At 32.0% G+C, this 14082-nt stretch carries 13 protein-coding genes; 6 read left to right on the top strand and 7 right to left on the bottom strand.

Features of this window, described 5'->3' with window-relative positions:
• Positions 1-261 precede the first annotated feature (261 nt).
• A complete protein-coding gene (locus ASC44_RS06200) occupies positions 262-1689 on the top strand; it encodes a hypothetical protein (RefSeq protein ID WP_055446749.1) in 1428 nt (475 codons plus the stop codon).
• A 2-nt stretch (positions 1690-1691) separates the two neighbouring features.
• Here ASC44_RS06200 and ASC44_RS06195 read toward each other — a convergent pair whose 3' ends face one another.
• Positions 1692-2285, bottom strand: a complete 594-nt coding sequence (locus ASC44_RS06195) for an FMN-binding negative transcriptional regulator (RefSeq protein ID WP_055446748.1) — start codon at positions 2283-2285, stop codon at positions 1692-1694.
• Positions 2286-2406: 121 nt separating this feature from the next.
• Between ASC44_RS06195 and radC the strand changes: the two genes are divergently transcribed.
• The 4 genes from radC to ASC44_RS06175 all read left to right on the top strand — a co-directional run bounded on the left by radC (position 2407) and on the right by ASC44_RS06175 (position 6111).
• Positions 2407-3105 (top strand): RadC family protein, encoded by a 699-nt coding sequence (gene radC, locus ASC44_RS06190; RefSeq protein WP_055446747.1) that lies wholly within the window; start codon positions 2407-2409, stop codon positions 3103-3105.
• Positions 3106-3237: 132 nt separating this feature from the next.
• Positions 3238-4539 carry a polysaccharide deacetylase family protein gene (locus tag ASC44_RS06185; RefSeq protein WP_055446746.1) on the top strand — a complete coding sequence of 434 codons (1302 nt, stop codon included), beginning with the start codon at positions 3238-3240 and terminating at the stop codon, positions 4537-4539.
• Positions 4529-5215 carry a YjjG family noncanonical pyrimidine nucleotidase gene (locus ASC44_RS06180; RefSeq protein ID WP_055446745.1) on the top strand — a complete coding sequence of 229 codons (687 nt, stop codon included), beginning with the start codon at positions 4529-4531 and terminating at the stop codon, positions 5213-5215. Before ASC44_RS06185 ends, ASC44_RS06180 begins: the two co-directional genes overlap by 11 nt.
• An 8-nt stretch (positions 5216-5223) precedes the next feature.
• Positions 5224-6111, top strand: coding sequence for a DUF5320 domain-containing protein (locus tag ASC44_RS06175; protein ID WP_055446744.1), 888 nt, complete (start codon positions 5224-5226; stop codon positions 6109-6111).
• Between the two features lie 20 nt (positions 6112-6131).
• Here ASC44_RS06175 and ASC44_RS06170 read toward each other — a convergent pair whose 3' ends face one another.
• Positions 6132-7409: a replication-associated recombination protein A gene (locus ASC44_RS06170; protein WP_055446743.1), complete on the bottom strand. Its 1278-nt coding sequence runs from the start codon at positions 7407-7409 to the stop codon at positions 6132-6134.
• Between the two features lie 221 nt (positions 7410-7630).
• Between ASC44_RS06170 and ASC44_RS06165 the strand changes: the two genes are divergently transcribed.
• Positions 7631-8383 carry a rhomboid family intramembrane serine protease gene (locus tag ASC44_RS06165; protein WP_055446742.1) on the top strand — a complete coding sequence of 251 codons (753 nt, stop codon included), beginning with the start codon at positions 7631-7633 and terminating at the stop codon, positions 8381-8383.
• Between the two features lies 1 nt (position 8384).
• Here the strand turns inward: ASC44_RS06165 and rlmB are convergent, their stop codons facing one another.
• The 5 genes from rlmB to ASC44_RS06140 form a co-directional block, all read right to left on the bottom strand.
• Positions 8385-9119 carry a 23S rRNA (guanosine(2251)-2'-O)-methyltransferase RlmB gene (gene rlmB / locus ASC44_RS06160; protein WP_055446741.1) on the bottom strand — a complete coding sequence of 245 codons (735 nt, stop codon included), beginning with the start codon at positions 9117-9119 and terminating at the stop codon, positions 8385-8387.
• 64 nt (positions 9120-9183) lie between these two features.
• A complete protein-coding gene (locus ASC44_RS06155) occupies positions 9184-10815 on the bottom strand; it encodes an aryl-sulfate sulfotransferase (protein WP_055446740.1) in 1632 nt (543 codons plus the stop codon).
• Positions 10816-10884: 69 nt separating this feature from the next.
• A complete protein-coding gene (locus ASC44_RS06150) occupies positions 10885-11691 on the bottom strand; it encodes a hypothetical protein (RefSeq protein WP_055446739.1) in 807 nt (268 codons plus the stop codon).
• 18 nt (positions 11692-11709) lie between these two features.
• Complete coding sequence (locus ASC44_RS06145) at positions 11710-12558, bottom strand: hypothetical protein (protein WP_055446738.1); 849 nt, start codon at positions 12556-12558, stop codon at positions 11710-11712.
• A 23-nt stretch (positions 12559-12581) separates the two neighbouring features.
• Positions 12582-14072 (bottom strand): SusD/RagB family nutrient-binding outer membrane lipoprotein, encoded by a 1491-nt coding sequence (locus ASC44_RS06140; protein ID WP_055446737.1) that lies wholly within the window; start codon positions 14070-14072, stop codon positions 12582-12584.
• Between the last annotated feature and the right edge of the window lie 10 nt (positions 14073-14082).

Below are 14082 nucleotides of genomic sequence, written 5' to 3'. Positions count from 1 at the left end.
CTTTGTAATAATTAGAAATTAATAGCGGTAATTTTTTAATACTCAAGGTTTATTCTAATTCATAACTTATAGCTGATTTTAATTTTTTGTATCAGCTATATAATATGTAAAAATACATTTTTTTCTAACTCATTTATGTAAGATGGATAGTATAACATTGACTTTAATTAATAATGATTTAATTTTATTTAGTAACCAAACAATATATTAAGTGTAACATTACACTTGGTTTTTATACTCATAAAGTATAGTTAACCTAGTATGCAATTTAAAAGACTCTTTTTCGATAATTATATAAAGTTTGAAGACATTTCAAAGCGGAAGTTAGTTTTATGCATTGTAATTGGCTTGTTGTCTTCATTTGCAATCTACTCTGCTTTTTATATAATAAGAGAAACCTTTAGAGTTATATCTTTTAGTTATGGGTTTATACCACTAATATTCACCGAGAATGGCAGATGGCTTTCTAATTTATTTTATGCTTATTTATCTTTAATTTTCGGCAATTCTGTAGCCATAAGTTTTCTGTTTAGAAGACCTCAAAGCATATGTGCAAGACGAAATACTAAAAGAGTAAGAATATTAAATGAGCAAGTATTTTTAAATCTAAATTTTATGTTTTGGTTTGGGAAGATAGCGATGTCTTTTGGAATAATGACAGTTAGTATGTTAGATTTTGAGTTCTTTCCAGAATACTATATTTCGTTTATACTATTAGTTTTAGTCATGTATTTAGAAACATGGAAAACCTTATTGAGAGTTATAAAACGAAAGAAACAGCTCTATCTTTTTTATCATTTTCTAATCTTATCTTGTTTAGCATTTGGTTTGTCTACAATAGAGCTTGTTGATTATAAAGAGATAGATAAAAGTTATTTAGTTGATAATCCAATAATGGATTTGCCAAAATCGTTTTTTCATGATTCTGATAGGCATTATTACCGAAACCATCCAATGCTTCATTTTAAGTTGATTACTGATGATAACGATAATTTGAATATTATTTTTGAAGGTGAAAGAAAAATAAAACTGGAGGAAGTTCGCTCATTTATAGCAATAGAAAGTACAAGTTATCCTGAAGAATTAGTGTATCAAATTTTAATTTCAATAAGTGCTAATAAAAATTTAAAATTAAAACATCTTAAGGCGTTTGAAGCAGAGGTTTATTATACAGGTTTAAGAACCGTTAGATATAATGTTATAGATAGAGATGTTGAGCAGAATAGATTTCAATCAATAGGATTTAATAGCGTTTTAAGTAAGTCTGTATTGGATTACAAAGTTGATTTTGGTTATCAGGTAGCGCCACCAATACCATCTCGACCACAAGTGGATGTTGATATTTTAAAATATAAAAAAACGATACCCGTAGTAATAAAAGATACTATTAATAGTATTGGTTTTAATGAAAAGGAAGATGATTTAGTAAGATTTTTCGAAAAGGAAATTAATCCAAATACTTTGTTTTTATTAGAGGTTAACAGTGAAACCTCGTTTCAAAACTATATAACTGTAATCTCGGCTCATTTAAAAGCGGTACATAATGTAAGACAGAAACATGCTACGTCTGGTTTCGATATTTCTAAACCTAGACATATGTATAGTCAAAAAGAATATGAAGAATTTTCTAAAGAATTATCTAGGTTAAAAGATAGGTTTCCAACAGCTATGTATGAGTCTAATCAATAGTATTACGCAAACACACTATCTAAAAACATCGTAATACTTTCTTGGTTAGCACGAAGCAATTCCGCTCTAGCGTTTTTAATATCTTTTGGATGTTTGTCTTGAGAAAGTTTAAACTTACCTTCCCAAGAATCAATTTCAATTTCAAAGAGTTTAATGTACTTAAGGTTGGCATCTAATCTTGGATTATTAGCATCCAAAACATATTTATGGTCAGGCGCTTCTAGAAACTCAGTCATTGCAATAAGCGATTCTTTTAAAGCTTGAGTGTTTTCTAAAGCTTTTACTTTTCCTTTTAAGTGTACACGAATATAGTTCCAGGTTGGCAATTGCGCAGTATTATAAATGCTTGGTGAAATATAACATTGCGGACCGTAAAACAGAATGGTTACGTCGTTGTTATCTTTTAATAACTCGGTTTGTGGATTGTAGATATCTATATGGCCAACCAGTTTGCCTTCATTTAGAATGAGCGGTAAATGTGTAATTAGAGGTTGGTTATCTTTTACTGAAACGATAGTAGCCAAAGGATAGGTTTTAATCACTTCTATTATATGATCTCTATCGTTGTCTTGATGATGTTTTGGTGGATAATTCAAAAAATATATAGTCTATTGTTTCAGATTGAAATTTACGACTTTAATATTAGTTTTAAAATTTATAAGATTCAAAATGTATAGTCTTGATTATAAAGTCGGTAAAAAAATGTAGATTTACTAAATGACAGAAAAATCCGCATCATTTTCCATAAAAAATTGGTCTCAAGACGATCAACCTCGAGAAAAGTTGCGAGACAAAGGCAAAGCAACTTTAAGTGATGCTGAGTTGGTAGCCATACTAATAGGATCTGGAAACAGAGAAGAAAGTGCTGTTGCTTTATGTAAACGTATTTTAGCTAGTGCCGAGAATAATTTAAGTGAACTTGGTAAATTATCCATTAAGCAACTCATGACGTTTAAAGGTATTGGAGAAGCAAAAGCTATTTCTATAGTTGCGGCTCTAGAATTAGGACGAAGAAGAAGAGGAGGAGAGGCTTTAGAGCGTAAAAAAATAACATCAAGCAAATCTGTATTCGAGCTTATGCAACCCTTAATAGGCGAGTTGCCACATGAAGAATTCTGGATTCTATATTTAAATAACTCCAATAAGGTTATTCAAAAAAAACAATTGAGTAAAGGTGGCATAACAGGCACTTTGGTCGATGTACGTTTAGCGCTTAAAATAGCTTTAGAAGTAGGAGCTGTTGGTCTTGTTTTGTCGCATAACCATCCGTCTGGAACGTTAAAGCCAAGTCAAGCGGATAAAGACCTGACGTTAAAATTAAAAACAGCAGGACAAAGTTTAGATATTAAAGTGCTTGATCATTTAATTATAACAGAGAATGGGTATTTTAGTTTTGCAGATGAAAATATACTTTAGCTTAAAGTATCAAGTTATAGTAAGGTCAAATAAAATACGAAAGTCCTTTTAATAAAATCAGAATTACAATTTGTAACAGTAATTTGTACTTTGAATTTGGTATTTTTAGCCTTTCGGAATTTTCCACTGCCTATGTTATTAGTTTACACTCACAAAATCACTCCTAGATTACGCTACACATTTAAGCAAATTTGTACGCGAATTTTAGGTATACCAGTGAGTTTTACTACTACAGTCGAAGATTTTATTGCTCATGATAGCTTAAAAATGTCGTATTCAAGACAGCCTTTAGGAAAGGAATTTTTTGTCCGTTCTCAAGAGCTATTATTCGAGCAAGGTTTAAGCGATGTAGAAACTAAAGTAAGTGATTGGGAGGAAACAAAATGCTTTTTTCCAAATGGAGAACAAAGCGCCTTACCATTCGATATTTTTGCAGCATCTTTTTATTTATTAAGTCGTTACGAAGAGTATTTACCTCATGTAAAAGATGAGTTTGGTCGGTTTACTGCCGAAGAAAGTTTAGCTTATAACAACGGTTTTTTAAGAGAACCTGTTGTTGATATATGGGCCTTTAAATTTAGAAAAGCTCTAGAAGCACAATTTCCAGAATTTCTATTTCCAGAACGTCACTACAAAATAACGCCGGTAATAGATGTGCCGTCCGCTTATAGTTACAAATTAAAAGGGATTATGCGCACAATTGGAGGCACGTTTAGTGACTTATTTCGCATTAGATTAACAAATATCTACAAACGCTATTCTGTAATTTTTGGTTTTCAGCATGACCCGTTCGACACTTTTAAATACATTATAAATAAGCAAAAACAAGTTAAAGATAAATTTATATTTTTCTTTTTAATAGGTGATTTTTCTACATACGATAAAAATATAAATGCTCAAAAAAGCAAATTTATTTCACTTATAAAAGAAGTAGGAGATTACTCTAAAATTGGATTGAAAGCGTCTTACTTTGCGTTAGATAATTTAGCAATTCTTAAAACTGAAAAATTGAGAATGGAGGCGATTATTAATCAAGATTTATATGCATCTAGGCAATCTTTTTCTAAATTAAATTTACCGGAATCTTATAGAAATCTTGTAGAATTAGAAGTTCCAGAAGATTTTACAATGGGTTATATTAACCAAATTGGTTTTAGAGCTGGTACATGTACACCATTTTTCTTTTATGATTTGGATTACGAAATACAAACACCTTTACGCATCAATACGTATCACGTACTCGACAATGCATTGCTAAAGTACCAATCTTCTCTAGATAAAAAAATGCATCTAAATCAAATAATTAGAGCGGTCAAAAAGGTGAATGGTGAGTTTGTTTCTGTGTTTCATAATTATACCTTTGGAACTGCAACAATTTGGAAAGATTATAAAGAACTTTTTAATATTATATTAGATTCAAAAGATGAAAACTAAAATAACAGATGTCTTTTTCGATTTAGACCACACGCTTTGGGATTTTGATAAAAACTCGGCGCTTACTTTCGATATTATTTTTAAAAAGAATAATGTTGTTATTGATTTAGATCGTTTTTCTGAAATCTATCGACCAATAAATTTAAAATACTGGAAATTATATAGAGAAGAGAAAGTGTCTAAAAGTAATCTGCGTTACGGAAGGCTAAAAGAGTCTTTCGATGCTTTAGAAATAATAGTAGAGGACAATGTTATAAATCAATTGTCAATAGATTACATAGACTATTTAACGGCTTATAATCATGTTTTTGAGGGTACAATAGAAATACTTGACTATTTGAAATCAAAATACAAATTGCATATAATAACTAACGGATTTAAAGAAGTGCAGCAAAGCAAATTAGAAAAATCTAATATTGCGCATTATTTTGATACCGTTACTAGTTCTGAGGCAGTAGGTGTAAAAAAACCAAACCCAAAAGTCTTTAACCATGCTTTAAAGATGGCCAATATTACCAAAGAATATGGCATAATGATTGGTGATAATTATGAAGCAGATATTCTAGGAGCCTTAAACATTGGTATGGATGCAATTTGCTATAATTACCACAATGTAGATTTAGAAAACGAAATAAAAGAAGTCAAGCATTTACTTGATTTAAAGAAATACTTATAAATATTACTATGAAAAAAACAGTCTTAATTTTACTTGCTATAGTGGCGTTAACTTCAGTTTCTGCACAACAAAGTTTAAACGATTATAAATACGTAATCGTCCCAAATAAGTTTGAGTTTTTAAAAGAAGCAGATGAGTACCGATTAAATGCGTTAACACAGTACTTATTCGAAAAATATAATTTTGAAGCTCTAATGGAAGACGAAACTTTACCAAGTGATTATGGTAAAAATAATTGCCTTGCCTTAAAAGCAGATGTTTTAGATGAGTCTACAATGTTTAAAACTAAATTATTGATACAATTAAAAAATTGTAAAAACGAGATAATTCACACCAGCTCTCTTGGTGAATCTAGAGAAAAAAACTATAAAGTGGCATACAATCAAGCTTTAAGAAGCGCTTTTGCAAGTATAGAAGCTGCTAATTATAGTTATAATTTTAAAAATGCGGTAGTAGTAAACGATGAGGTAAAGGAAGTTAACAATGAAGCAGCTGAAATTGAGATTTTAAAAGAGGAAATTAAAATTTTAAAAGAAGAAAAAGAAGCAGTTATAAAGCAACCTGTTGAATTTAAGGAAGTTGTTGATAATGAAGAAGTTACAGAGCAGGAAGAAGTTGGTGAGGTAAGCGAAGTTGCTAAAGAAACAGTTGCCGTGTCTACTATCTCAGAAATTAAACAGAATTTAGATGTTTTATACGCTCAAAAAATCCAGAATGGATATCAATTGGTTAATAAAACACCAGAGGTACTTTATAAAATTAAAGAAACAGGAATGTCTAATGTTTATTTAGTAGAAGGAGAAAACGCAATACTATATAAATTAGATGCAAACTGGATTTTAGAATATTATCAAAACCAAAAATTGCAAACTAAAATAATACACATTAAGTTTTAGTATCAAGTCGATAGAGAAAATTAATAACCATATTTTTCTTTCCAACGGGCTTTTAAAAAATCGCGTTGTGCATTTTCCCTAGCATTATTTCCTGGGTCGTAAAGTTTAGTGTCTATTATTTCCTTAGGTAAAAACTCTTGGGAAGCGAAGTTATTCTCGTAGTTATGAGAATACTTATAGTTTTCTCCATAACCGATCTCTTGCATAAGTTTTGTAGGAGCATTTCGCATTGCTAAAGGCACAGGTAAATCGCCAGTTTGCTTTACTAACTGTTGAGCGTTACCAATAGCCATATAAGCAGCATTACTTTTTGGTGAACAGGCTAAATATGTTGCGCATTGACTTAATATAATTTTAGACTCTGGATAGCCAATGGTTGAAACGGCTTGAAATGTGGTATTAGCCATTACTAATGCTGTTGGATTGGCATTACCAATATCTTCACTAGCTAAAATTAACAATCGTCTTGCTATAAATTTAACATCTTCACCACCTTCAACCATACGTGCTAAATAATATACAGCGGCATTTGGGTCACTGCCTCGAATCGATTTAATAAAAGCCGAAACAATATCGTAATGTTGCTCTCCAGTTTTATCATAGCGAACAGTGTTGTTTTGTACTTTCTCTAAAACTAATTCATTGGTAATTGTTAAATTATCTGAAGCTTCAGAACTTACTATAAGCTCAAATATATTCAACAATTTTCGTGCATCACCTCCCGAAAGACGAAGCAGTGCGTCCGTTTCTTTAAGTTTTATATTCTTTTTAGATATTTCTATATCTGTTTCTATTGCACGTTTTAAAAGCACCTCTAAATCCTTTTTCTCAAAAGGTTTCAATATATAAACCTGACAGCGTGACAATAATGCAGGAATAACCTCAAAACTTGGGTTTTCAGTTGTAGCACCAATTAAAGTTACCCAACCTTTCTCTACCGCTTGTAATAGAGAATCTTGTTGAGACTTACTAAATCTATGAATTTCATCTATAAAGAGAATTGGGTTTTTGGTCGTAAACAACCCACCACTTTGTTTAGCTTTCTCTATTACTTCACGCACATCTTTAACACCAGAGCTAATAGCGCTTAATGTGTAAAAAGGTCTGCCAGAAGTTTCTGCAATAATATTAGCGAGTGTTGTTTTTCCTATTCCAGGTGGTCCCCAAAAAATCATAGAAGCGATCATTCCTAGATTAATCTGTTTGGTTAACGTTCCGTTTTCTCCCACTAGATGTGCTTGGCTAACGTAATCTGTTAATGTTTTAGGTCTTAATCTTTCAGCTAAAGGAATATTCATAATGTAAAATTAAACTTTTTTTTGTGTTATGTCGAGCGTTTCTTGGTCATAGTTTGCAATATTAGTTTTGAAGGCCGCATGAAGATTTTTACTATTAAGAATCAAATTCTATGCATTCGTATTGGTTTATTCCATAATTATAAGGTTGATAATGGTTGCTTAAACTGACATTGTAACACTATATTAAGTATTGGATTATAAATTGCTATACTTATTTTAATATGAAGAAACAAGAACAGCCTTTCACATTTAGTAGAGATACGCTTATGTATCCATTATTATTTGTGCTTTTAATTTGGTTAATTTTTGCGATAGAAATTCGATTTGGCTTGCGTTTTAATAAATATGGAGTTTATCCACAAACATTAAAAGGCTTACGCGGTATTATATTTAGTCCATTTATTCATTCAGGAATAAAGCACTTATATTCTAATACCATTCCATTATTTGTTTTGTCTTCAGCTTTATTTTATTTTTATAAACCTATCGCATTTAAGGTCGTAATTTATGGAATTTTATTGTCAGGGTTAATTACCTGGTTAATAGGAAGACCTTCGTACCATATAGGAGCAAGCGGATTAATTTATGTATTATTTAGCTTCAACTTCTTTAAAGGCATTTTTGCTAGACATTATAAACTTATTGCGCTATCGTTGGTAGTTGTATTTCTTTACGGAAGTATGTTTATGTACGCATTTCCTATAGATGAACAAATTTCTTGGGAAGGACATACGGCAGGCTTAATAACAGGTTTTATATTTGCTTTAATTTTTAGGAAAGCAATAGCCAAGCCGAAACGTTACGCTTGGGAACAAGCAAATTATAATGAGGAAGAAGATGAATTTTTAAAGCATTTTGATGAAAGTGGTAACTTTATAGAGTTACCACCAGAAAATGAATGGTTCACAGAAACTTCTGAAATTTCAAAAGAAATTTCAGAAATCAATTATATTTTTAAAGAAAATAAGGAGTAGGTTATAGTCGTTGTCTTACCGCTTCATATAGAAAAGCACCACAAGCAACAGAAACATTTAGCGATTCTATTTCTCCCAATAAAGGTAATTTAGCTTTAGCATCTACAAGTTTTAATACCGAAGGATTAATACCACGGCCTTCGCTTCCCATTATAATAGCGCAAGGTTCGTTAAAAGAAACATCAAAAATAGTATCATCCGTTTTTTCTGTAGCAGCAATAACTTTTATGCCGCAAGCTTGCATGTGAAACATCGCATCTTTAATGTGGTCAACCTTACAAATTGGTACTTTAAAAACAGCTCCAGCACTGGTTTTAATAGTGTCTCCATTTATTGGAGCACCACCTTTTTTTTGTATTATTATTCCATGCACGCCTGTGCACTCTGCAGTTCTAATAATTGCTCCAAAATTTCTTACATCACTTATCTGATCTAATAGAAGAAATAGAGGAGTGGCACCACTTTCAATCGTTTTTTCAACGAGTGCATCTAAATCGTGAAATGCGATTGGTGATATTTGAGCTACAACACCTTGATGGTTGTTTTTAGTTAGTCTGTTTAATTTTTCTACTGGTACATAAGAAGAATTTGTGCCTTTTTTTCTCAAGAGAGCTTCAAGTTCATTAAACAACTCGCCTTTAAGGCCTTTTTGTAAAAAAACTTTATCTACTGTCTCTCCTGCATTAATTGCTTCAATTACTGCTCTTAAACCAAATATTTGTGTGCTATTTTCCATTGGTGTAAAGGTATAAAAAAAGAGCCTGATATAAATCAGGCTCTTTAGTATAAATTTAAACGTTTTAATTTTTTATTAATTTCTTTGTTATTATTCCTTTTTCAGTTTCTATTTTAATTATATACAGGCCAGAAGTTAAGTTTTGTAAATTGATAGTTTTAGTATTATTGGCTGTAACTAGAATTTGACCTGAGATAGTAAATATTTGTAAGCGTTTAATTTGTTCTTTGTAATTTATATTTAATATATCTATAACAGGATTTGGGTAAATATTAATAGCGATGTTTTGCAATAAAAATTCGGGAGTACTTAAAAGGTTACAATTATCAAGGTTTGGGTTCAGTTCTATGGGATCCATAGGTGTTAGTGTTCTATTATCAAATGCAGGATAATCTAAAGGGAATTTTAACGCTCTAAAAACCAGATTAGAAAATGGTACATCACCTTGTGTAGCTATTCCAAGAGTGGTGTCAGGGCTTACATAGTCCCATACAATTTCGTTAGCTGTATTAATTTCAAAAAAATGACCAGAATCTCCTTCACAAATTAAAGTATTTCCATTTGGTAAGCGTTGAGCACTTGATAGAATTACAGAGTAAAAATCGGTATTAATTTCTGCTGTGTAACTACTTTCTGCTATTAATGGTCCATAACCAGTAGTAGAATTATAGGTATAGTTACCAGGAGTTGTAGTTAATGGTTGTATTATATCTACAGAGGAATAAGGTCTTGTACTGTTGCCGTTATTATAGATTAGTATTTTACCCTCATCGTTTAAACCATTTGCTATCCAATGTGGATAGTGTTGTCCGTACAAAGTACGATCCGCTGTATTTCCCTTAGCATAAGCCTCTTTGTTTCCCCATCTATAAAGAATATCACCACCTTTACCATAATCGCCACCGAGTGCGGTTGCTGCTTCTAAAGAGGTTGTAGAATGGTCGATAACGTATATTTCACTAAGAATTCTACTGCTTAACATAATTTGATCTAAATCCTCATTGTATTGTAGAGAATTCATATGGAGCCAATTTTCATCACTACCAGTTGTGTTGGTATAGTTGAAATTTAACAGTTGTGGATTGTTTTCAATAATTCCAAAATTATCTTTTGTAGCATCAAGATCTTGAATAAGATGATCTTTAACATTCCATTCCCATACAATATTTGCTTGATTTGTTCCTATAGGTTCAATTTCAAGAACTTGTTCATTAAATACTCTTCCGTCTTCTAAAAGGATAGGACTTCGTCCTGCTTGTATCGCTTCTTCTAAAGGCATTATTTCTGCAGACAATAATAATATATTACCATTCGATAATGGGTATATATCGTGGTGTTGTGTAAATGTAGATGACGAGTGTGTGTATTCCCAAAGTAAATTACCATCCCAATCAAATAGTTCTATTTTACCACCTAATCCACCAAAATTTATTTCACTATTTGTAATTCTTCCGGTTCTTAGTAGGTTTCCATTCTCAAGTAAATAGACTGATGCACCAGGTAAAAAGTTGCTATTCCATTGGTTAATTATTTCACCACAATTATTTATTAAATAAGTCTGGTTTGATGTTATTGGCGCAAATAGGGTATAGGCATTGTTTGCCGCATCTGTGTTTAACAATGTGCCGATTGTATTCTGACTATATACGGCTACTATGCTTGTTATGTATAAAAAAGTAACTAATATATTTTTCATTTAGTCTTAAAATTAAAAAGCCACCTTGTTTTACAAGGTGGCTTTAATAAATATTTAAAATATTTTAGTTTAGTTACAAGAATCTGCACCACTAGCAATTATTCCAACAGTTGGAACAGGTCCATCACTATAAACTGTACCATTTGTAGCAGTTAACGTGTAAGAGTTTTCTTCTTCATAACCTGGAGCATCAGCTACGTTAGGTTGATCTCCTGTAGTTCCAGAAGTATAAGTAAACGCATAGTTAGTTCCTACTGGAATTTGGTATAACTCTTCAAAGTCATTCCAGTCTTCTGTAGGATATGTAGCGGTATGGTGGTCGTCTTCAATTGTAATTGTAGCACCTTGCCATGAATCACCATAAGCATCTAATACTTGAAGATCCCACATGCAATATGTAAAATCAACTATTGTAACATTAACTAAGTAAGGAACAGGTGTTAAAATAGTTCTGTTTCCTGTAGCAGAGATTTTTAATGTAATAGTCTCAGTACCTTCAGTTTGATCTAAATCAAGGATTGTACTTACAGGGATCTCAAATGATTCAGCGTAAGCTGGAACAATCATTTCAAAACCTTCTCCTGATATACCATTTTCTCCTACAATATCACCTGTACCAGCTGTGTAATCTGTGTCCTCTTCAGCACTACCAGATACAACATCAATTCTAAATTTTGCTGTTTTGTTTATCGGATTACTAATAGTAAAAGGAATTAAACCTGTTCCTCCTTCAAATATCATTAATTCAGTAACAGTTGTTACGGCAGTTGCCTTATTCGTGTTATCTCCAAAAACGTCATCATCATTAACACAAGATGCTAATAGTGCGATAATGCATGGTAATACCAATAACTTTATATAATTGTTATTTTTCATTTTTTTGTTTTTTTATATTTATAGTTTTGTGTATACACCAGTGAAGTTAATAACACCTGTTGCTCCACCATAATCAGCGCTATATTTTAGTTCAAAATCACCATTTGCATCTATACTTGTCGCTTCAACTTGTTCTACTAAGTTACCAGCAAATAAACCTTGCAATAATCCTTGAGTAGGTATGTTTATATCACCACAAAGAACACTAAAATCGATTCCACTTTCATCAACAGGTGCTCCATTACCACCAACTGCAAGACTTCCTGAAGATGTAGTTCTAAAGTTATTTACACTTTCAAAGTATACCGTTTCGATACCTAAAACAAATACGTCTCCTGTATCTTCTCTTGTTGTCACTACCGAATATTGAAAATCTGATGCATTAGAAACGCAACCAACGAAAGATATAGATAATTTGTTGACGTTTGAACCAACAGTAGAATTACCATCTGTTGTTGATATAAGATTTAATATTAGTTCTGTACGTACAGAAGTATCAAATGAACCTGTATTAATATTAAGAGAAAAATTTGTAGTTAAATCTCCTGCATTAATTGTTACAGCACCACTATTGTCAGTGAAATCAAATTCTTGCCCTTCTGTAGCTGTAGAAGCTGGGTCAATTTCATAGTTTATAGTTATATCTTGACCTGCAGGTACACTTTGCATACCACCTAACAACTCAATCCTAAAATCTCTACCAACGATACCTTCGTCTTCGAAATAACTTACAGCATCAAGGTTAGTAGTGAAACCAACAACATAAGGGCTCTCTCCAAAGCTTGTGTCTTCTGTATCATCTACTAAACAAGAAAAGTTTAGAAAAGAGATTACAGTTACTAAAAGTATTAATTTATAGTTTTTCATTTTTTTAAGTTTAAATTTTGTTATTAGTTAATATCCCAGAAGATTCTGTCTGAAAAAGCATCATCTTGAGTTTGAGCAGGAACATTTGCCGAGTTAGCAGCATATTCGCTGTCAGGGTACATTAATCTCACTGGTCTAGCTGGTCTTTGAGCAGTCAAAGCTAAAGGCACATCAGGGAATCCTGTTCTTGTATATTCAATCCAAGATTCACCACCATTAATACTATTTAATGCAATCCACTTTTGAGTCATGATTGCTTCAATTTTGTTAGCAGAACCATCCCATCCAATTAAATTTACACTTTGAGAAGAAGTAATGTATCCACTAGCATCACTAGCTGCACCTAAAAGGTTAAAAGAAGCTGTAATACCTTGCTCAAAAAGAGCTTTAGCATTTCCACTAGTTATCCATCCATTTTGTACTGCTTCAGATTGTAAAAATAAGCTCTCAGCGCTAGTAAATAACCATCCAACTTGTTCAGAACCGATTAAAGTTCCTGGTCCAAATCCTGAAAGAACAGTAGCTGTACTTAATACACCTTGTTCAGCTCCATTAACTACACCGCTTTCTAAAGCGAAAAGTCTTTCAACTCTAGTGTCATATACTCCTGTTGATACAGAAGATGCACCAGGAGTTGCATTTCCTTTTAAAAACTCAGCAACATAACCAGCAGCAACGTTTCCAGATCTTTCAGAACCATTTCCTGCAGCATCAGCTCCATAAAGAGCATAAAAAGGACTTTGCTTATTTGCAATATTCTCGTAAGGAGGATTAACAACTACATCACTAGTTATAAAATTTAAATCTAAATTAGCAAATTCATCAGCGATATAAGCTGCAGAACCAGAAACTCCAGATTCTCTTATTAATATTCTTAATTTTAATGTATTAGCTAATCTTATCCATGAATCCATGTTACCTGCAAAGATTACATCTTCACCACCAACAACAGTTACTTCTTCAGTAGTATTAGCTTCTTGTATTGCTAAATCTAATTGAACAATAAAATCACGATATATAGATTGAGCATCGTCATATCCAGGATTTAAATTTTCTCCTTGTAATAAGGCTTGAGAATAAGGTACATCTCCATAGATGTCAACTATTTGTTGCATATAAAACGTTTTCAATATTCTTGAAATTGCCTTATGGTGTGCATAATTCCCTCCTTCAAAGTCTATTATAGCTTGTAGAGAAGATAGATCTTGATACATACCATCCCAAATAATATCCCAAAAACTAGGAGTTATCTCTAATTGGTATATCGTTAAATTACCGCCTGTAAAATTGTTAACATCAGAAGCCCAATTTTGCATGAAAACATTACCAAGTTGGTTAGCACCTCTCATGTGCGCATCGTAAGTGTTAAGTATAGCACCTGCTAATATTAATTCAGGTGATACATTCTCTGCCGTAAAACCGGTAGGAGTCTCATTTACGTCTAGAAAGTCGTCACATGACGTTAGACTGAGTAGCATTAAAAACGCTACTATATATATATTCTTTTTTTTCATGATTTTTTTA

Source organism: Lacinutrix mariniflava, assembly GCF_001418015.1.
Classification (GTDB): domain Bacteria; phylum Bacteroidota; class Bacteroidia; order Flavobacteriales; family Flavobacteriaceae; genus Lacinutrix; species Lacinutrix mariniflava.
The sequence above is the reverse complement of the archived record's forward strand: the minus strand, read 5'-3'. Positions and strand labels throughout refer to the sequence as shown.

Coding starts and splice junctions, on each gene's coding strand:
- ASC44_RS06200 (WP_055446749.1), top strand. CDS start 262: ATGCAATTTAAAAGACTCTTTTTCGATAATTATATAAAGTTTGAAGAC.
- radC (WP_055446747.1), top strand. CDS start 2,407: ATGACAGAAAAATCCGCATCATTTTCCATAAAAAATTGGTCTCAAGAC.
- ASC44_RS06185 (WP_055446746.1), top strand. CDS start 3,238: ATGTTATTAGTTTACACTCACAAAATCACTCCTAGATTACGCTACACA.
- ASC44_RS06180 (WP_055446745.1), top strand. CDS start 4,529: ATGAAAACTAAAATAACAGATGTCTTTTTCGATTTAGACCACACGCTT.
- ASC44_RS06175 (WP_055446744.1), top strand. CDS start 5,224: ATGAAAAAAACAGTCTTAATTTTACTTGCTATAGTGGCGTTAACTTCA.
- ASC44_RS06170 (WP_055446743.1), bottom strand. CDS start 7,409: ATGAATATTCCTTTAGCTGAAAGATTAAGACCTAAAACATTAACAGAT.
- ASC44_RS06165 (WP_055446742.1), top strand. CDS start 7,631: ATGAAGAAACAAGAACAGCCTTTCACATTTAGTAGAGATACGCTTATG.
- rlmB (WP_055446741.1), bottom strand. CDS start 9,119: ATGGAAAATAGCACACAAATATTTGGTTTAAGAGCAGTAATTGAAGCA.
- ASC44_RS06155 (WP_055446740.1), bottom strand. CDS start 10,815: ATGAAAAATATATTAGTTACTTTTTTATACATAACAAGCATAGTAGCC.
- ASC44_RS06150 (WP_055446739.1), bottom strand. CDS start 11,691: ATGAAAAATAACAATTATATAAAGTTATTGGTATTACCATGCATTATC.
- ASC44_RS06145 (WP_055446738.1), bottom strand. CDS start 12,558: ATGAAAAACTATAAATTAATACTTTTAGTAACTGTAATCTCTTTTCTA.
- ASC44_RS06140 (WP_055446737.1), bottom strand. CDS start 14,072: ATGAAAAAAAAGAATATATATATAGTAGCGTTTTTAATGCTACTCAGT.